The organism is Sulfurisoma sediminicola (assembly GCF_003865015.1).
In the GTDB taxonomy this organism is placed as follows: Bacteria; Pseudomonadota; Gammaproteobacteria; order Burkholderiales; family Rhodocyclaceae; genus Sulfurisoma; species Sulfurisoma sediminicola.
This window is the reverse complement of the sequence record NZ_BHVV01000001.1, coordinates 280,940-299,563: the sequence shown is the minus strand read 5'-3', so window position 1 is coordinate 299,563 and position 18,624 is coordinate 280,940. Positions and strand designations below refer to the sequence as shown.

The window sequence follows — 18,624 nt, the reverse complement described above, 5'->3', positions numbered from 1 at the left end:
GGTCAGTCTCCAAAGACATGGTTCCACAGCGCGCGCACGGCCTCGATGCGATCGGCGATCGGGCCGGCTTCGACGCGGGCGGGCAGGTTGTTGAGGCGCAGCCCATGCTGCAGGCGGCGGTAGTCGCGGTAGGCGTCGCGCACCTGGTCGGCGAGGCCGCCCGGAATCAACCCGGCCTCGGCGGCAAGCTTCAGCAGCGCGATGTTGCCCTTGTTGGCGGTCAGTTCGTAATGGCCGGCCGAGTGGCCGAGGACCAGATATTGCACCATGAATTCGACGTCGATCAGGCCGCCGGGGTCGTGCTTGAGGTCGAACAGCTCGGACTTGCCGGCATGGGCCTCATACATCTTCTGCCGCATCCCCCGCACTTCCTCGCGCAGGCTGGCGAGGTCACGTCCCTTGCACAGGATCTCGCAGCGGATCTTCTCGAAATGGGCGCCGATGGCCGCGTCGCCGGCCGAGAAACGGGCGCGGGTCAGCGCCTGGTGCTCCCACACCCAGGCCGACTCGAGCTGGTACTGGCGGAAGGACTCGAGCGAGACCACCATCAGGCCGGAGTCGCCGTTGGGCCGCAGCCGCAGGTCGGTTTCGAACAGCTGGCCGGCCGCGGTCTGCGACGATAGCCAGGTGTTGAGCCGGGTGGCCAGCTTGGCGTAGGTGGCGGCGGCATCGGGGTGGTCGTCGTCGAAGAGGAAGATCAGGTCCAGGTCGGAGGCGTAGCCGAGTTCCTTGCCGCCGAGCTTGCCATAACTGACGACGGCGAAGCGCGGCTCGTCGCGGTGCCTCTTCAGCAGCTTCTTCCAGGCGTAGCGGATCGCCAGGTCGAGCATGATGTCGGCCAGCTCCGACAGATGGTCGGCAAGCCGTTCGACGGTCAGCAGCCCGGCGATGTCCTGCGCCAGCAGGCGGAAGACCTGGGCGTGGTGGGCTTCGCGCATCAGGTCCATCTGCCGCTCGGTGTCGGGTTCGGCGGCGTCGAGCTGTGCATCGAGCTGGGTGCGGAACACCGGCCAGTCGGGTGCGACCTCGAGCAGGCGGGCGTCGAGCAATTCGTCGAGCAGCACCGGGTGCAGCCGCAGGTACTCGGCCGCCCAGCTCGAGCTGCCGGCGATGCTGGCGACCTGCCGCAGTGCCTGCGGGTATTGCAGCAACAGCGCGAGGTAGGCGGCGCGGCGGCTGACCGCCTCGAGCAGGTCGAGGATGCGCGACAGCGCCGCGTCCGGCGCCGGCGTGGCGGCGGCGGCCTCGATCACGCGCGGCACCAGCGCGTCGAACTTCGAGCGCGTCGCCTCGGACATCTGCTGGTAGCGGACGCCACCGCGGATGGCGTCGAGGCGCGTGATGGCGGCGCCGGGATCACGATAGCCGAGCCGGGAGAACTCGCCGGCACGGTGGTCGTCTTCGCCGCCGTGCCAGACGACGTCGAGGGCGTGGTTGTCCTCGTTGGGGTCGGCGAACACGGCCTCGAAATGGCGCGAAACGTTCTGGCGATGGTCGTCGAGCTCGGTCGCCAGCGCTTCGAAATTGGCGAAGCCCATGGCGCGGGCGATGGTCTGCTGGTCTTCCGCCGAGTCCGGCAGGTTCTGCGTCTGGGCGTCGTCAAGGTACTGCAGGCGGTGTTCGAGCCGGCGCAAAAAGTCGTAGGCGGCGGTGAGTTCGAGCACGGTGTCGATATCGAGCTGGCCGCGTTCGGCCAGCAGGCTCAGCACCTGCAGCGTCGGCTTGATCTGCAAGGCGGGGTCACGGCCGCCGCGGATCAGCTGGAACACCTGGGCGATGAACTCGATCTCGCGGATGCCGCCGGGACCGAGCTTGATGTTGGTGGCCATGTCCTTGCGCGCGACCTCGCGGCGGATCTGCGCGTGCAGGTCGCGCATGGCGTTGATGGTGCCGAAGTCGAGATACTTGCGGAAGACGAAGGGCCGGCGGATCTTCTCCAGTTCGTCGAGGCGCCCGCCGCTCAGCGGCCGTGCCTTGATCCAGGCGTAGCGCTCCCACTCGCGGCCCTGGGTGATGAAGTAGTTCTCGAGCATGTCGAAGCTGCACACCAGCGGCCCGGAGTCGCCGTTGGGCCGCAGCCGCATGTCGACGCGAAAGACCTGGCCGTCGCCGGTGATTTCGCCGATGGCGGCGATCAGCTGCTTGCCCAGCCGCGTGAAGAACTCGAAATTGGAAATCGATTTCGCCCCATCCGTATCGCCGTCCTCGGGGTAGACGAAGATCAGGTCGATGTCGGAGGAGACGTTGAGTTCGCGCCCGCCGAGCTTGCCCATGCCGACAACGATCAGTTTCTGTTCCTCTCCCTGGCCGTTGCGCGGCACCCCGTAGCGGGCGGTCAGGGCATCGCGCAGCACCGCCAGCGCGGTTTCGATGGCGATTTCGGCGATCGAGCTCATGCACTCGGTGACTTCGGCCAGATGGGCGCGGCCGCCGAGGTCGCGGGCGGCGACGCGGGCGTAGGCGCGCTGCTTGAGGCGGCGCAAGGCCGGCTTGATGCTGTCGTCGGTCAGGGCTTCGGTCGCGAGCCAGCCGCGCATCTCCGTCGCGGTGACCGGCGCGTCGATTTTCGCCGCGATTTCGGCGGCGATTTCGGGGCGCGCGGCAAACAGTCGGCCAAGATAGCGCGAACAGGCGGCGACGTCTGTGGAACAGGGCATTGGATTAGAATTCACTCGATGCGGTTGCCATTGTATCGCCCCTTCCGTCGCCGTCTCGCGACGATGGCTGCGGGCGGCAGCCGGAGCGCCTCCTCCGACCGATCTGCCCGTGCCCGCCAACCCCTCGATCAACCGCCGCGCCTTCACCCATGCCATCGCCGCCCTGCGCGCCCGGCTCGCGCGTCCGCGCGTGCGGGCGGGCTTGCGCGTGCTCGGCTGGACCCTTGGCGTTCTCTATTTCGCCTTTGCCCTGCTGGTGCTGGCGTTGCGCTACGCCATCCTGCCGGAAATCGAGAATTACCGCCCGGACATCGAGCGCGTGCTCACGGCAAAGCTGGGCCAGCAGGTGGCGATTCGTCACATCGAGGCGGGCTGGCAGGGCCTGCGGCCGAGCCTGACGCTTTCGGGGCTGGAACTGCGCGACGCGGCCAAGCGGCCGGTGCTGGTGCTGGAGCATGTCGAGGCCGACCTCGGCTGGTCGTCGCTGCTCTACCTCGCGCCGCGCCTGCATCGGCTGGAGATCGTCGCGCCCGCGGTCGCCGTCCGCCGCGATGCTGCGGGCAAGCTGTTCGTGGCCGGGCTCGCGGTCGAAGCGTCGAGCGCCGAGGATGGCATCGGCGACTGGCTGCTGGCCCAGCGGCGCGTCATCATTCGCGACGCCACCGTCACCTGGCACGATGAGCTGCGCGGGGCGCCGTTGCTGCAGCTGTCCCGGCTCAACTTCGACCTGCGCAGCAGCGGCAACCGGCACCGCTTCGGCCTCACCATCGATCCGCCGCGCCCGCTGGCGAAACGCATCGACCTGCGCGGCGATTTCAAGGGCAAGGGCATCGACCTGCTCGATTCCTGGACGGGCGAAGCCTACGTCGCCCTCGATCAGGCGGATCTCGCCGCCCTGCGCACCTGGGTGGACTATCCGGTCGATCTGCCGCGCGGCAGCGGCAGCGTGCGGCTGTGGCTGGACATTGCCGCCAAGCGCCTGACCAGCGTGACCGCCGACGTCAAGCTCGCGGATTTGCAGCTGCGCGCGGCCAAGGATGCTCCGCTGCTCGATCTGCAGCGCTTCGAAGGTCGCCTTGTCGGCAAGCGTTTCGCCGAGGGCTACGAGGCCGAGGCGAAGCGGCTGACGCTGCAAACGCGCGACGGGGTGCGCCTCGACCCCACCGATTTCCGCCTGCGCTGGGAGGCGCCGGCGGCCAACCGCCTTGCCCGCGGCGAGTTTTCCGCCACCGGCCTCGACCTGGCGGCGCTCAGAGACCTGGCGGCGCATCTGCCGCTCGATCCCAAGGTGCGGCAGAAGCTCGCGACCTGGGCTCCGCGCGGCCGCGTGCTGGATCTCGCCGCCAGTTGGACTGGCGAGGCGGGTGCCCTGCAATCGTGGAAGGTCAAGGGCCGCTTCGAGCGACTGGGGCTCGTCGCGGTGGGCCAATCCCCGGGCTTTTCCGGCGTCAGCGGCACGGTGTCCGGCGACGAGAAGGGCGGCTCGCTCGAACTGGCCAGCCGCGAAGTGACCGTCGACATGCCATCGGTATTCGCCGAGCCCCGCGTGAAATTCGACACCTTGGGCGCCAGGACGTCGTGGCGGGTGAACGCCGGGCAGATCGTCGTCGACTTGACGAAGGTCGAGTTCCAGAATTCCGACGCTGCCGGCGAGATCTCGGGCAGCTATCGCACCCGGCCGGACGGTCCCGGCGAGATCGATGTCTCGGCCGAACTCAAGCGCGCCGCCGGTTCCGCGGTCAGCCGCTACATTCCGCTGGCCGTCGGCCAGAACGTAAGGGATTGGCTGAACGAGGCGCTGGTCGGCGGCCTCGCCTCGGAATCGACGCTGAGGCTCAAGGGCGACCTCGCCAAGTTCCCCTTCCGTGACGGCAAGGATGGCATCTTCCAGGTCAAAGGCCGCTTCCGCGGTGCCGTCCTGCGCTTCGCCGCCGGCTGGCCGGAGATCCGCGGCGTCGACGGCGAACTGCTGTTCGACGGCGTGCGCATGCTGATCAAGGCGTCGAAGGGTACGCTGCTGGGTGGCACCATCGCGTCGGTCACAGCCGAGATTCCCGACCTCGAGTCCACGGCGGAAGTGCTGAACATCGCCGGCAAGGTGAGCGGGCCGACGGCCGAGTTTCTCAAGTTCATCGAGGCCAGCCCGCTGGGCGAGCGCATCGACCACTACACGGCGCCGCTGGTGGCGGTCGGCAAGGGTGAACTCGATCTGAAGCTGGGCATGCCGCTGCGCCAGCTCGACAGGACACAGGTCGAGGGCCGTTACCGCTTCAGCGGCAATCGCCTCATGGCCGACCCCAGCCTGCCGCCGCTGACGGAGGTCAATGGCGAGTTGCGTTTCACCGCCGACCGCCTCGAGGCGAACAAGGTGCGCGCCATCCTGCTGGGCGCACCGCTGACCGTGGATGTGGCGACGGGTGGCGACGGCCTGGTGACCATCAAGGCGGCGGGCAGCGCGGGCGTGCGCGAACTGCGACAGCATTTCGGCCATCCCGTCTTCGAGTACCTCTCGGGCAGCACGCCATGGACCGGGACGGCGCTGATCCGCAAGCGCCATGTCGAGGTGCGCCTCGAGTCCTCGCTCAAGGGCATCGCCTCCAGCCTGCCCGTACCGTTCAACAAGAGCGCGACCGAAGCGCGGAATCTGGTGGTCGAACGCAAGCCGGTGCTTGCCGCAGCTGCCGCGTCGCCCGCCGCCGTCCCGCCTGCGCGTGAGCAGTGGCTGCTGAGCCTCGGCGACAACGTCAGGGCGCAGGTCCAGCGGCGTCTCGATGCCCAGGATACGGCGATCGAGCGCGGAGTCGTGGCCATCGGCCTGCCGCCGCACCTGCCGGAACGCGGCCTGCTGGTGGCGGCCGAGGTGGAGACCCTGGATGTCGATTTCTGGCGGCGCGTTTTCGGCGAGGGCGCGCGTGCTGCCGTGCCCGTAAGCCAGGTGGCTCTGCATGCCGACAAGTTCCTGATTCTCGGCCGCAGCTTCAGCAACTTCAACGTCCAGGCCTCGCACGATCGCGACACCTGGCGCGCCGATGTCAATGGCGACCTGCTCGCCGGCCACGTCGAATGGAGCGGGGAGGGTGCGGGCCGCCTCGCCGGCCGCCTGTCGCGCGTCGTCATTCCCGACGGCACGAGCCAGATCATGCCGGGCGAGGGCGAGGAGCCGACGGAACTGCCGGCGATCAATCTCGTCATCGACCGCTTCAACGCGCGTGGCCGGGATTTCGGCGAGATCAAGCTGCAGGCAGAGAACCACGAGGGACAGTGGCATGCCCGGATGGACGTGAAGAACGAGGACGGCACGCTGTCCGGCCAGGGCCGCTGGCGCCCGCACTTCAGCTCGCCGCTGACCCAGCTCGAGTTCAAGTTGAACGCGAAGAGCGTCGAGAAGCTGCTGACGCGCTTCGGTTATCCGCAGGCGATCAAGCGCGGCACGGCGACGCTCGAAGGCCTGTTGGGCTGGGCCGGTTCGCCTCTGGCGATCGACTATCCGTCGCTTTCGGGCAAGCTCAAGCTCGATGCCGCCAATGGCCAGTTCAGCAAGCTCGAGCCCGGCGTCGGTCGCCTGCTCGGGGTGCTGTCTCTGCAATCGCTGCCGCGGCGCATCACCCTCGACTTCCGCGACGTCTTCAGCGAGGGCTTCGCCTTCGACAGCATCGCCGGCGAATCCACGGTGACGCGCGGCATCCTCGAGACCAAGGACCTGCAGATCGTCGGTCCTGCGGCACGCGTCATGCTCAACGGCAGCGTCAACCTGCCCAACGAGACGCAGAATCTCAGGGTGCGCGTCAATCCGGCGCTGGGCGATACCGTCGCCCTCGGCACGGTGGCGCTGGTCAATCCGACGGTCGGTGCCGTGGCCTGGCTGGCGCAGAAGATATTCAAGGATCCGCTGGGCCAGGCCTTCTCCTTCGAATATGCGGTGACCGGCAGCTGGGCCGATCCCAAGGTGGAGAAGATCGGCGCCGAGAAGATTGCCGCACCGCCGAAGGAGGGCGGCAAGCCGTGAAGGACCTGCGCGTCGCTGCCGTGCAGATGATCTCCGGCCCCGACGTGGCGGCCAACCTGGCGACGGCCGGGCGGCTCATCGCTGATGCCGCGGCACAGGGGGCGCAATTGGCGGCGCTGCCGGAATATTTCCCGCTGATCGGGGCAGCCGATGCCGATCGCCTGGCGGCGCGCGAGCGCGTGGGCGCGGGACCGATCCAGGATTTCCTCGCCGACGCCGCGCGCAAGTACGGCATCTGGCTCGTCGGCGGCTCGATCCCGACGCATGCCGACGATGCGCACAAGCTGCGCAACACCTGCCTCGTCTTCGACGACGCGGGTCGGCAGGTGGCGCGCTACGACAAGATCCACCTCTTCGGCTTCGCCACGGGCACGGAACGCTACGACGAGGCCGCCACCATCGAGGCCGGCGCCGAGCCGGTGGCATTCGACTCGCCGTGGGGGCGCATCGGCCTCGGCATCTGCTACGACCTGCGTTTCCCGGAGCTGTTTCGCGCGCTGGGCCAGCTCGATCTGCTGGTGCTGCCGGCCGCCTTTACCGAGACCACCGGCCGTGCCCACTGGGAATTGCTGCTGCGTGCCCGTGCGGTCGAGAATCAGTGCTATGTTGTGACCTCGGCCCAGGGCGGACGGCACCCGAACGGCCGCGTCACCCACGGCAACAGCATGGTCATCGACCCGTGGGGCGACATCCTGGCGCGACTGGACAAGGGCGAGGGCGTGGCCGTCGCCGAACTTTCCGCGGCGCGGCTGGCCGAAGTACGCAGCAGCCTGCCCGCACTGCAACACCGCAAACTGAAGACCTGACATGAACACCGATCCCAGCAATCTCTATCGCACCGCCGAGCAGTGCCTGCTCGCACCCTACGACCTCAACCCGCGCCGGCTAGAGAGCGTCTTCGGCCAGGTCTTCGGCCACCGCGTCGACTACGCCGACCTCTACTTCCAGTACGGCCGCTCCGAGGCCTGGAGCCTGGAGGAGGGCATCGTCAAGTCCGGCAGCTTCAGCATCGACCAGGGCGTCGGCGTGCGCGCCATCTCCGGCGAAAAGACCGCCTTCGCCTACTCCGACGAGATCAGCCTGCCGGCGCTGGAGTCGGCCGCCAAGGCCGTGCGCGCCATCGCCGCCAGCGGCTCGCACCGGCTCACGCCCATGCTCGGCAAGCGCACGGTGCCGGCGCTCTACGTGCCGCACGATCCGATCGCTTCGCTCGACGACACCGAGAAGGTCAGGCTGCTCGAGCGGCTCGAGGGCTTTGCGCGCGCGCTCGACCCGCGCGTGGCCGAGGTCATGGCGCACATCGCCGGCTCGTGGGAGGTCGTTCTCGTCGCCCGTTCCGACGGCCACCTCGCTGCCGACGTGCGTCCGCTGGTGCGCGTGTCGATCACCGTGATCATGAAGGATGGAGCCAAGCGCGAGCAGGGTTCGAGTGGTGGCGGCGGCCGCTTCGACTACGCCTACTTCAGCGACGAGGTGCTCAAGGACTACGCCGCCAAGGCCGTGCACCAGGCCAGCGTCAATCTCGCCGCGAAGCCCGCGCCGGCCGGCACCATGACCGTGGTGCTCGGCTCCGGCTGGCCCGGCATCCTGCTGCACGAGGCCATCGGCCACGGGCTGGAGGGCGACTTCAACCGCAAGGGCAGCTCGACCTTCGCCGGCCGCATCGGCGAGCGCGTCGCGGCACCCGGCGTGACCGTGGTCGACGACGGCACCATGCCGAATCGCCGCGGTTCGCTGTCGGTCGACGACGAGGGCAATCCGACCCAGCGCACGGTGCTGATCGAGGACGGCATCCTCGTCGGCTATCTGCAGGACAGCCTCAATGCCCGGCTCATGGGCGTCGAGCCCACCGGCAACGGCCGCCGCGAATCCTTCGCCCACCTGCCGCTGCCGCGCATGACCAATACCGTGATGCTGGCCGGGGACAAGGATCCGGCCGAGATCATCGCCTCGGTGAAGAAGGGCCTCTATGCCGTGAACTTCGGCGGTGGCCAGGTCGACATCACCAGCGGCAAGTTCGTGTTCTCGACCGCCGAGGCCTACATGATCGAGAACGGCAAAATCACCTACCCGGTCAAGGGTGCGACCCTGATCGGCAACGGTCCCGACGTGCTCACGCGCGTCTCGATGATAGGCAACGACCTTGCGCTCGACCCCGGCGTCGGCACCTGCGGCAAGGAAGGGCAGAGCGTGCCCGTGGGGGTGGGCCAGCCGACGCTGCGCATCGACGGGCTGACCGTCGGCGGCACCGGGTAGTTTTGCCGGGACTCGCCCCGGCGGGCGCATCGCTACCAGCTCCGCGCGCCGAACATCATGCGCCGCGCGACAAAGGAGCGCGCCGGCGGCAGCAGGTCCAGCGCGAGCAGACCGGCGCCGCGGACGTGGGCGAGCGGCGCGAAATCGTTGGAGAAGGTGCGTACCAGCGTATCGGTGAAGCCGATGGCGCCGCGTCGGTCGAGGCGGCGGGCGGCGGCGTAGCGGGCGAGCAGGGCGGCATCGCCCGGATCGGGGCTGTCGGCGAGCGTGCGCCCCAGCTCCCAGATGTCGCGCAGCGCGAGGTTGAAGCCCTGGCCGGCCACCGGGTGCAGGGTTTGCGCGGCGTTGCCGACCCAGACCTGGCGCTCGCCGACGATGTCCCGACGATAGCGCAGGCCGAGGGCGTAGCCGACGCGCGGACCGACCGCGGTGAAGGTCAGACGCGTGCCGAACTGGGCCTGCAGGCGCGCGCGGAAGGCGTCGTCGTCGAGCGCGGCGAGCTGCGGCGCCCCGTCTGCCGCGCAGGTGAAGACGACGGCGTATTCGTTGCCGAAGGGCAGAAGCGCCAGCGGACCGTCAGGCGTGAAGCGCTCCCAGGCGACGTGGCGGTGCGGCTCACGGGTGGCGACGGTGCAGAGCACCGCGTGCTGGCCGTAGTCGCGCACCGTGGCCTCGCTTTCGGCGACTGCGCCCTCGGCCCAGGCTGTCAGCGCGAAGTTCGCCGTGTCGGCAGCGCCGTCCCCGGGGATACCGCTACGCATAACTTTCTCGTTCTCGCGATAGGCGATGCCGGCGGCGGTTATGGCGGCGTCGAGCGACGCGGCGAGGTCGGACGCGGCGAGCACGTAGCCGAGCGCCGGCACGCCCTCGTCTTCGGCGCGGATGTGGGTGCGGCCGAGCCGCCCGCGCTGCGAGACGTGGATGGTGGCGATGGCGGTGGCGGGAATGCCGTGCCAGGCGCCGAGGCGCTCGAGGATCTGCCGTGCACCGTAGGACAGGGCGAGGATGCGCTTGTCCTTCCTGGCGGCGCCGCGCTCGCGGGCGTCGAAGATTTCGGCGGCGATGCCGTGGTGGTGGAGCGCCAAGGCAAGGGCCATTCCCGCCGGCCCACCGCCGACGATGGCGACCTTGTCAGCCATGCGTGCGCTTCATCAGCTGCTCGATGCCGGCGATGGTCTTGGGCGCCTTCGAGGTCAGCACCTCGCAGCCGCCGGCGGTGACGAGCGCGTCGTCCTCGATGCGCACGCCGATGTTCCAGAAGGCCTGCGGCACGTCGTCGCCGGGGCGGATGTAGCAGCCGGGCTCGATGGTCAGCACCATGCCCGGCTTCAGGGCGACCCACTCGTCGCCGGTCTTGTACTCCCCGGCGTCATGCACGTCGAGGCCGAGCCAGTGACTCGTGCGGTGCATGTAGTAGCGCTTGTAGCTCTCGGACTCGATCACGCCGTCGACGCTGCCTTCGAGCAGCTTCATGTCGATCATGCCCTGCGCCAGCACGCGCACGGCGGCGTCGTGCGGGTCGTGGAAGGTGGCACCGGGCTTGAGAGCGGCGATGGCGGCGCTCTGGGCGTCGAGCACGAGGTCGTAGACGTCGGCCTGCGGCCCGGAGAAGCGGCCATTGACGGGGAAGGTGCGGGTGATGTCGCTGGCGTAGCCGTCGAGCTCGCAGCCGGCGTCGATCAGCAGCAGGTCGCCGTCGCGCATCTGGCGGTTGTTGTCGACGTAATGCAGCACGCAGGCGTTGGCGCCGGAGGCGACGATCGGCGGATAGGCCGGAAACTGACTGCCGCGGCGACGGAACTCATGCAGGAATTCCGCCTCGACTTCGTATTCGTACTTGCCCGGCGCGGCAAAGGCGAGGGCGCGGCGGTGCGCGGCACAGGCGATGGCGGCGGCCTGCTTCATCAGCGCGATTTCGCTGTCATCCTTGAGCAGGCGCATGCGGTCGAGCACCGCGCGCACGTCGTGGATGGCGGCCGGCGGGCGCTTGCCGTTGCGGGTCTGGACGCGCACGGCGTTGAGCGCGGCGGTGATGCGCGCGTCCCAGGCGGCGTCGTGGCCGAGCGAGTACCACAGCGCCGGCTGGTCGGTGAGCAGATCCGGCAGTTGGGCCTCGAAGTCCTTGAAGGAATGCGCCGCGTCGAAGCCGAAGGTCTCGCGTGCGCCATCGGGGCCGAAGCGGAAGCCGTCCCAGATCTCCTTGTCGAGGTCCTTGTCGCGGCAGAAGACGATGCTGCGCGGCGCATCGTCACCCCGGCCGGCAATCAGCACCAGCACCGCATCGGGTTCGGGGAAACCGCTCAGGTAATGGAAATAGCTGTCGGCGCGATAGGGGAAGGCGGTGTCGCGATTGCGCACGCGCTCGGGCGCGGTCGGGATGATGGCGATGCCACCCCCGGCCTTGGCGATGTGCTCAAGCAGGGAAAGTCGGCGCTGGCGGAACGGCGTGTAATCCATGGTTTGATGCTAGCACGCGTGCCGCAGGTCGGCGTCGAGCGCGGCCAGGCGTTCCGGGGTGCCGACATCGACCCAGCGGCCGTCGTGCAGTTCGCCGGAAACGCGCCCGGCGGCGATGGCCGCGTCGAGCAGCGGCGCCAGCTTCGCCACCTGGCCGCGCTCGATCGCCGCGAACAGTTCCGGGCGATAGACGCCGATGCCGGCGAAGGTATGCCTTTCCTTGCCGGCGTCGAGCATGTCGTCAGTCAAGGCGAAGTCGCCGCTCGGATGGTGGCCGGGGTTGGGCACCAGCACCAGATGCGCCAGCAGGCCGGCGGCGAGGACCGTCCGCGCACGGGAAACATCCCAGTCGCAGAAGATGTCGCCGTTGATGACGAGAAAGGGTGCGTCGCCGAGCAGCGGCAGCGCGTTGGCGATGCCGCCGGCGGTCTCGAGCGCTCCGGCGGGCTCTTCCGAGTAACGGATGCGGACTCCCCAGGCGTCGCCGTCGCCGAGCAGCGCCTCGATCTGGTCGCCGAGATGGGCGTGGTTGATGACGACGTCGCGAAAGCCCGCGGCGGCGAGGCGCTCGATGTGCCAGACGATCAGCGGCCGTCCCGCCACGGGCAGCAGCGGTTTCGGCGTGCGGTCGGTCAGCGGCCGCATGCGCTCGCCGCGGCCAGCAGCCAGGATCATTGCCTTCAAAATGTATACCCCACTTGTGCTTGGCGGTTCTCGAGCTGGTCGAGCAGCCGCAGCAGCGGCGTCAGTTCGCGGTAGCGGCCGCAGGCGTTGCGCAGATACTTGGCGACCAGCGGCATGTCCCTGAGATAGCCGTCCTTGCCATCGCGGTGCCAGAGGCGGGCGAAGATGCCGAGCACTTTGACGTGGCGCTGCACGCCCATCCATTCGTAGTCGCGGAAGAAGTCGCCGAAGTCGTGGCGCACCGGCAGGCCGGCCTTCTTCGCCTTCTCCCAGTAGCGCGCCAGCCAGTCGAGCAGGCGCTCCTCTTCCCATTCGACGTAGGCATCCTTGAACAGCGACACCAGGTCGTAGCTGATCGGGCCGTAGACCGCGTCCTGGAAGTCGATGACGCCCGGATTGGGGGACGCCAGCATGAGGTTGCGCGAATGGTAGTCGCGGTGGACATAGACCCTGGGCTCGCCGAGGTTCACGGCGAGGATCTGCGCGAAGACCTTGTCCAGGGCGTCGCGCTGCGCGTCGCCGAAGGGGATCGTCACATGTTTGCCGATGTACCAGTCGGGGAAGAGATCGAGCTCGCGCTTGAGCAGCGCGCGGTCGTAGTCGGGCAGCTCGGCCGCGCGGCTGGCGAGCTGGATGCGGATCAGGGTGTCGATGGCATCGCGGTAGAGGCTATCGGCATCGCGCTCGTCCAGCGCGGCGAGGTAGGTGGTCGAGCCGAGGTCGGACAGCAGCAGGAAGCCCTGTTGCGCGTCTTGCGCCGGCACCTCGGGCACGTGGGCGCCGGCGGCGTGGAACAGGCGCTGCACATGCAGCCACGGCCGCACGTCCTCGTGGCCGGGCGGCGCGTCCATGACGACCTGCGTCGCGCCATCGTTCCAGACGACGCGAAGGTAGCGGCGGAAACTGGCATCGGCGGAGGCGGGCGCCAGCGCGAAGGCCCGGTCGGGCCACAAGCCTTCGAGCCACGCGGCGATGGCGTCCTGTCGCGGGTCGTTTTGCACGGTGGAGCGGGGCGGGTAGGGGGTAGGGCGGATGCTAGAATTGCGAATTCTATCACCGGCAATATTGGCCCCCGGCAGCCGTTGGACGCGGGGCGCCCATCTCCGACCATCGCCATTCGTCAATGCGGCGTTCATTGCGTGCAATCCTCATCTGCCTGGCCGGTACCACCCTGGCGGGACCGCTGTGCGCTGCCGGGGAGGCTCCGTCGCCGGCGGACGCGATGGAGCCGCTAGTGGTCGATCCGGCACTGCTGGAGCCCCTGCCCGAGCCTTCGTTGCGGGGAACCGGCCGCATGCTGCCACGCAGCCGCGATCCGCGCGAGAACTACCCCAACTTCATCACGGCCGAGCGGCTGCACGGTACCCAGGGTGTCGAGACCATCGCCGAGGGCGCGGTCGAGTTGCGAGGCACGGGTCGTTCGGTCGACGCCGATCACCTGATCTACCGGCCGAACGAGGACGAGGTCGAGGGTACCGGCAACGTGGTCCTGCGCCGCGACGAGGACACGATGCGCGGACCGAAGATGCGCCTGCGCCTGGACGACAACGTCGGCTATTTCGAACAGCCGCAGTATTCGATCTCGCGCCTGGGAATCGGCCAGGTGCCGATTCCGGGGAAGACGCCGGTGCCGGGCTCCGGCGAGGCGGAGCGCCTCAACTTCGAGGGCGAGGGGCTCTATCGCATGCGCAAGGCGACCTACAGCACCTGCAGCGCGGAGAGCCGCGACTGGTTCGCCGAGGTGGACGAGCTCTCGCTCGACTTCAACCGCGAAGTCGGCGAAGCGAAGAACGCGCTGGTGAGGCTGGGCGGCGTGCCGATCTTCTACGCCCCGTGGATGTCCTTCTCGCTCAACAACGAACGCAAGTCGGGCATTCTGGCGCCGTCGATCGGCTCCACCAGCCAGGGCGGCCTCGACTTCACGCAGCCGGTTTACTGGAACATCGCCCCCAACATGGACGCGACATTCGCGCCGCGCTGGATCGAGCGCCGCGGCGTTCAGCTCGGTGCCGAGTTCCGCTACCTCCAGCCGAACTACAACGGCCAGATCGTCAACCAGTACCTGCCCAACGACAAGATCTATCGCGACGACCGTTACGCCTACACGGTGCAGCACAACCACAACCTCGGCGGCGGCTTCTCCGGTTTCGTGAACTACAGCGGCGTGTCGGACTCGCGCTACTTCGGCGATCTGTCGACACGGCTGGCCCTGGTGACGCAGACCTACATGCTGCAGCAGGGCGGGCTCAACTATTCCGCCGGCTGGTGGAGCGCCAATGTGACGGCGACGCGCTACGACGCGCCGCAGGATCATGGCCAGACGGTGCTGCCGGGGATATACAGCCGCTACCCCCAGGCGACGCTGATGGCGAGCCGGCCCGACCTGCCGCTCGGCACGACGTTCGCGTTCGGCGGCGAATACGTCGACTTCACGCATCCCACCGCGGTGATCGGCCAGCGCTGGATGGCCTATCCGCAGATCTCGCTGCCGTTGCAGACGACGGCCTTCAGCTTCACGCCCAAGGTCGGTGTCCATGTGTCGCGCTACCTGCTCGACCGGCAGCCGAGCGGGACGCCCGATTACATCTCGCGCAACGTGCCAATCGCCAGCCTGGACTCGATGGTGACGCTGGAGCGGGACATTGAATGGCTGGGCAGGAAGGATACGGTGCAGACGCTCGAGCCGCGGCTCTATTACGTCTATATCCCGCGGCGCGACCAGTCGCAGATCCCGGTGTTCGATACCGCGGCTACCGGCTACGGCGTCACCCAGATATTCAGCGAGAACCGCTATGCCGGCAACGACCGCATCGGCGATGCCAACCAGCTCACCGCCATGGTGAGTTCGCGCCTGATCGATTCCGCCAGCGGCCACCAGATGCTGACGGCCGGGATCGGCCAGCGTTACTACTTTACCGACCAGTACGTCACGCTGCCGGGGGAAGTGCCCCGCACCGGCCGCTCCGCCGACCTGCTGGCGCTGCTCGGCGGACAGGTCGCCGACCGCGCCGGCGTCGACGCCCTGCTCCAGTACAACCCGCGCGACCGGCGCATGGAGGCGTTCAACGTCGCCGGACGCTACCGGCCCGAGGCGGGCAAGGTGATCAATGCCGCCTACCGCTATACCCGCGACCAGGTCGACCAGTTCGACGTCTCCGCGCAATGGCCCGTCTGGGGCGGCTGGCACGGCGTCGGGCGCTACAATTACTCCATGCGCGACGGCCGCGTCGTCGAGGCCGTCGCCGGTGTCGAGTACGACGGCGGCTGCTGGGTGGCGCGCGCCGTCACGCATCGCATCGCGACCACGGACAACAATTCCAACACGGCGTTCTTCTTCCAGCTCGAACTCAACGGTTTCTCGCGCATCGGCTCGAATCCGCTCGATCTGCTGAAGCGGAACATTCCAGGCTACGGCCGGGTCAACCAGCCGGTTGCCGACCCGATTTTCGGCACTTACTGACTTTAGGAGGATGCACGCGATGCGTGTCCCAGCGTGGCTTGTCGGAATGTTTTTTGCAGTCGCCCTGCCCGCCGCGGTGGCGCAGCCGGGGTCGCCCCAGCTGCCCCAGGCGGGGCAGCAGGCCCAGCAGGCCCGGCCTGCGCAACCCATCGAAGCCGACCGCGTCGCCGCCGTCGTCAACGACGAGGTGATCACCCTGCACGAACTGCGCGCGCGCCTGGCGACGGTGGAGCGGCAACTGCGCAAGCAGGGCACGCCGTTGCCGCCGCAGGCGGTGCTGGAGCAGCAACTGCTCGAACGCATGATCATCGATCGCGTGCAGATCCAGTTCGCCAAGGAAACCGGCATGCGCATCGGCGACGGCGAGGTCGACGCGGCGCTGCGGCGCATCGCCGACGGCAACCGCATGCCGCTGCCCGACTTCAAGTCCGCCATCGAGCGCGACGGCATCGCCTGGGCCAAGTTCCGCGAGGACATTCGCGACGAAATGACCGTTGCGCGGCTGCGCGAGCGCGAGGTCGACACGCGCGTGGTGATTTCCGAGGGCGAGATAGACAACTATCTGGCCAGCGCCGAGGCGCAGGGCGGCGGCGGTGCGCAAATGCTGCACCTCGCCCACATCATCGTGCGCGTGCCGGAACAGGCGACGCAGCAGCAGCTGGCCAAGAGCGGCGCCCGCGCCGAGCAGGCCCTGCAGCAGCTGCGCGCCGGCGAGGATTTCGCCAAGGTCGCCGCCGCTTATTCCGACGCGCCGGACGCGCTGTCGGGCGGCGCGATGGGCGCCCGGCCGGCTGATCGCCTGCCCGGCCTCTACGCCGATGCGGCGAAGAATCTCAATCCGGGCGAAGTCAGCGGCGTGCTGCGCAGCCCGGCCGGCTTCCACATCATCAAGCTGCTCGCCCGCCAGGGCAGCGTCGCCGCGATGCCGGCGCTGAAGCAGACCCGCGCCCGCCATATCCTCGTCAAGGTCAATGAACTGGTCTCGGAGGCGGAGGCCCGGCGCAAGCTGGTCGGGCTCAAGGAGCGCCTCGACAACGGCGCCGACTTCGCCGAGCTGGCGCGGCTGAACTCCAACGATCTGTCGGCGGCCAAGGGCGGCGACCTCGGCTGGCTCTACCAGGGCGACACCGTGCCCGACTTCGAGAGGGCCATGGATGCGCTCAAGATCGGGGAAATCAGCCAGCCGGTGCAGTCACCCTTCGGCTTTCACCTGATCCAGGTGCTGGAACGCCGCACCGAGGAGGCCTCGCCGGAGCGCCGCCGCATGGTCGCCCGCGCCGCCCTGCGCGAACGCAAGTCCGACGAGGCCTATCAGGACTGGATCCGCCAGATGCGCGACCGCGCCTACGTCGAGTATCGCCTGGAAGACAAATGACGGTCATCGCGGTCACGTCCGGCGAGCCTGCCGGCATTGGCCCCGACATCTGTCTGGCGCTCGCCGCCAAGGCGTTTCCTGCGCGGCTCGTCGTGCTCGGCGACCGCGGCCTGCTGGCCGAGCGCGCCGCCGCGCTCGGCGTGACTCTCGACGGCCTCGACATCCGCCACGTGCCGCTGCGCGGGCCCTGCGTCGCCGGGCGGCTGGACGTCGCCAACGCGCGCTACGTGCTCGAACTGCTTGACGTCGCGCTGGCCGGCTGCCAGTCGGGCGAGTTCGCCGCGATGGTCACTGCGCCGCTGCACAAGGGCGTGATCAACGACGCCGGCATCGCCTTCACCGGCCACACCGAATACCTCGCCGGGAAGACCGACACGAGGCGCGTAGTGATGATGCTGGCGGGGGCCGGGCTGCGCGTCGCACTGGCCACCACCCACCTGCCGCTCAAGGACGTCGCCGCGGCCATCACGCCGGCGGAACTGGAGACGACCCTCCGCATCCTCCACGCCGACCTGCGCGCGAAGTTCGGCTTCGCCCGGCCGCGCATCCTCGTCGCCGGGCTCAACCCGCATGCCGGCGAGGGCGGCCACATGGGCCGCGAGGAGATCGACGTGATCGTGCCGGTGCTGGAGAAACTGCGGCGCGAAGACATGGAGCTCGTCGGACCGCTGCCGGCCGATACCCTGTTCACCAAGAACGTGCTGGCCGGCTCCCACGCGCAGCTGGCGATGTACCACGACCAAGGGCTGGCCGTGCTCAAGTACGCCGCCTTCGACGAGGGCATCAACGTCACCCTCGGGCTGCCGATCATTCGCACCTCGGTCGACCACGGTACCGCGCTCGACCTCGCCGGGAGCGGCCGAGCCTCGCCGAGCAGCCTGTTCGCCGCGGTCGAGGCGGCGATAGATATGGCGCGTCGTTCGGCATGACCCAGCATCAGGGACACCAGGCCAGAAAGAGGTTCGGGCAGAACTTCCTGGTTTCCCCCGGCATCGTGCGGCGCATCGTCGAGGCGATCGCCCCGCGTCCCGGCGACCTCGTCGTCGAGATCGGCCCCGGTCTCGGCGCGCTGACCGTGCCGCTGCTCGAGCGCGTCGAGCGCCTGCATGTGGTCGAGATCGACCGCGACCTGATCGCGCGGCTCAAGGAGGCTTGGCCGCCGGAGCGTCTGGCCATCCATGAGGGCGACGCGCTGGAATTCGACTTCGCCGCGCTCGGCGAGCGGCTGAGGATCGTCGGCAACCTGCCCTACAACATCTCGACGCCGCTGCTGTTCCACCTGGCCGGCTACGTCACGCGGGTGCGCGACATGCATTTCATGCTGCAGAAGGAGGTCGTCGACCGCATGGCCGCCGCGCCGGGCAGCGGCGACTACGGCCGCCTGTCGGTGATGCTGCAATACCGCTTCGACATCGAGCGGCTTTTCGTCGTGCCGCCCGGTGCCTTCAATCCGCCACCCAAGGTCGATTCCGCGATCGTGCGCCTCGTGCCGAAGAAAGCCGGCGAGGGCGAGAAGGCGAAGGACGAAGCCTTGTTCGCCCGCGTGGTGACGGCGGCCTTTTCGCAACGGCGCAAGATGTTGCGCAACACCCTGCGGGAAATGATTCCCGAGGAAAGGCTGGCCGCGCTCGGCATCGTGCCGACGGCACGTGCCGAGGAGCTTGGCGTCGCCGACTACGTGCGCATCGCCGATGCGCTGACGTAAACGAAGAACGGCGCGCCGAAGCGC

Annotated in this window: 12 protein-coding genes; 7 read left to right on the top strand and 5 right to left on the bottom strand. The window is 68.7% G+C overall.

Features of this window, described 5'->3' with window-relative positions:
- Nucleotides 1-2: 2 nt before the first annotated feature.
- Complete coding sequence (glnE, locus tag EJE94_RS01370) at nt 3-2,657, bottom strand: bifunctional [glutamate--ammonia ligase]-adenylyl-L-tyrosine phosphorylase/[glutamate--ammonia-ligase] adenylyltransferase (RefSeq protein ID WP_121239701.1); 2,655 nt, start codon at nt 2,655-2,657, stop codon at nt 3-5.
- 109 nt (nt 2,658-2,766) lie between these two features.
- On the opposite strand from glnE, the gene EJE94_RS01365 reads away from it, so the two are divergent.
- Genes EJE94_RS01365 through tldD form a run of 3 tightly spaced genes read left to right on the top strand, consistent with a single transcriptional unit; the run spans nt 2,767 to nt 8,919 of the window.
- The gene (locus EJE94_RS01365) at nt 2,767-6,663 is read left to right on the top strand and encodes a YhdP family protein (protein WP_165904728.1); all 3,897 of its coding nucleotides are present in this window, start codon (nt 2,767-2,769) and stop codon (nt 6,661-6,663) included.
- Entirely contained in the window at nt 6,660-7,469 is an 810-nt protein-coding gene (locus tag EJE94_RS01360; RefSeq protein WP_275540511.1) for a carbon-nitrogen hydrolase family protein, read from the top strand. Before EJE94_RS01365 ends, EJE94_RS01360 begins: the two co-directional genes overlap by 4 nt.
- 1 nt (nt 7,470) lies before the next feature.
- Nucleotides 7,471-8,919: a metalloprotease TldD gene (gene tldD / locus EJE94_RS01355; protein ID WP_121239699.1), complete on the top strand. Its 1,449-nt coding sequence runs from the start codon at nt 7,471-7,473 to the stop codon at nt 8,917-8,919.
- A 32-nt stretch (nt 8,920-8,951) separates the two neighbouring features.
- On the opposite strand, the gene EJE94_RS01350 is transcribed toward tldD, so the two are convergent.
- From EJE94_RS01350 to EJE94_RS01335, 4 genes are read right to left on the bottom strand one after another with little or no spacing between them, the layout of a single operon-like run.
- Nucleotides 8,952-10,058, bottom strand: a complete 1,107-nt coding sequence (locus tag EJE94_RS01350; RefSeq protein WP_121239698.1) for an FAD-dependent monooxygenase — start codon at nt 10,056-10,058, stop codon at nt 8,952-8,954.
- A complete protein-coding gene (locus tag EJE94_RS01345) occupies nt 10,051-11,376 on the bottom strand; it encodes an aminopeptidase P N-terminal domain-containing protein (RefSeq protein ID WP_121239697.1) in 1,326 nt (441 codons plus the stop codon). The genes EJE94_RS01350 and EJE94_RS01345 overlap by 8 nt, the downstream gene beginning before the upstream one ends.
- A 9-nt stretch (nt 11,377-11,385) precedes the next feature.
- A complete protein-coding gene (gene murU / locus EJE94_RS01340; RefSeq protein ID WP_207855635.1) occupies nt 11,386-12,051 on the bottom strand; it encodes an N-acetylmuramate alpha-1-phosphate uridylyltransferase MurU in 666 nt (221 codons plus the stop codon).
- Between the two features lie 5 nt (nt 12,052-12,056).
- Nucleotides 12,057-13,061: an aminoglycoside phosphotransferase family protein gene (locus tag EJE94_RS01335; protein ID WP_243642490.1), complete on the bottom strand. Its 1,005-nt coding sequence runs from the start codon at nt 13,059-13,061 to the stop codon at nt 12,057-12,059.
- A gap of 134 nt (nt 13,062-13,195) precedes the next feature.
- Here EJE94_RS01335 and EJE94_RS01330 point away from each other — a divergent pair, with 134 nt between their 5' ends.
- Genes EJE94_RS01330 through rsmA form a run of 4 tightly spaced genes read left to right on the top strand, consistent with a single transcriptional unit; the run spans nt 13,196 to nt 18,600 of the window.
- Nucleotides 13,196-15,520 (top strand): LPS-assembly protein LptD, encoded by a 2,325-nt coding sequence (locus EJE94_RS01330; RefSeq protein WP_165904727.1) that lies wholly within the window; start codon nt 13,196-13,198, stop codon nt 15,518-15,520.
- A gap of 46 nt (nt 15,521-15,566) precedes the next feature.
- Entirely contained in the window at nt 15,567-16,895 is a 1,329-nt protein-coding gene (locus EJE94_RS01325) for a peptidylprolyl isomerase (protein ID WP_121239694.1), read from the top strand.
- Nucleotides 16,892-17,824, top strand: a complete 933-nt coding sequence (gene pdxA / locus EJE94_RS01320; protein WP_121239693.1) for a 4-hydroxythreonine-4-phosphate dehydrogenase PdxA — start codon at nt 16,892-16,894, stop codon at nt 17,822-17,824. The genes EJE94_RS01325 and pdxA overlap by 4 nt, the downstream gene beginning before the upstream one ends.
- A complete protein-coding gene (rsmA, locus tag EJE94_RS01315; RefSeq protein WP_121239692.1) occupies nt 17,821-18,600 on the top strand; it encodes a 16S rRNA (adenine(1518)-N(6)/adenine(1519)-N(6))-dimethyltransferase RsmA in 780 nt (259 codons plus the stop codon). The genes pdxA and rsmA overlap by 4 nt, the downstream gene beginning before the upstream one ends.
- Nucleotides 18,601-18,624: the final 24 nt, after the last annotated feature.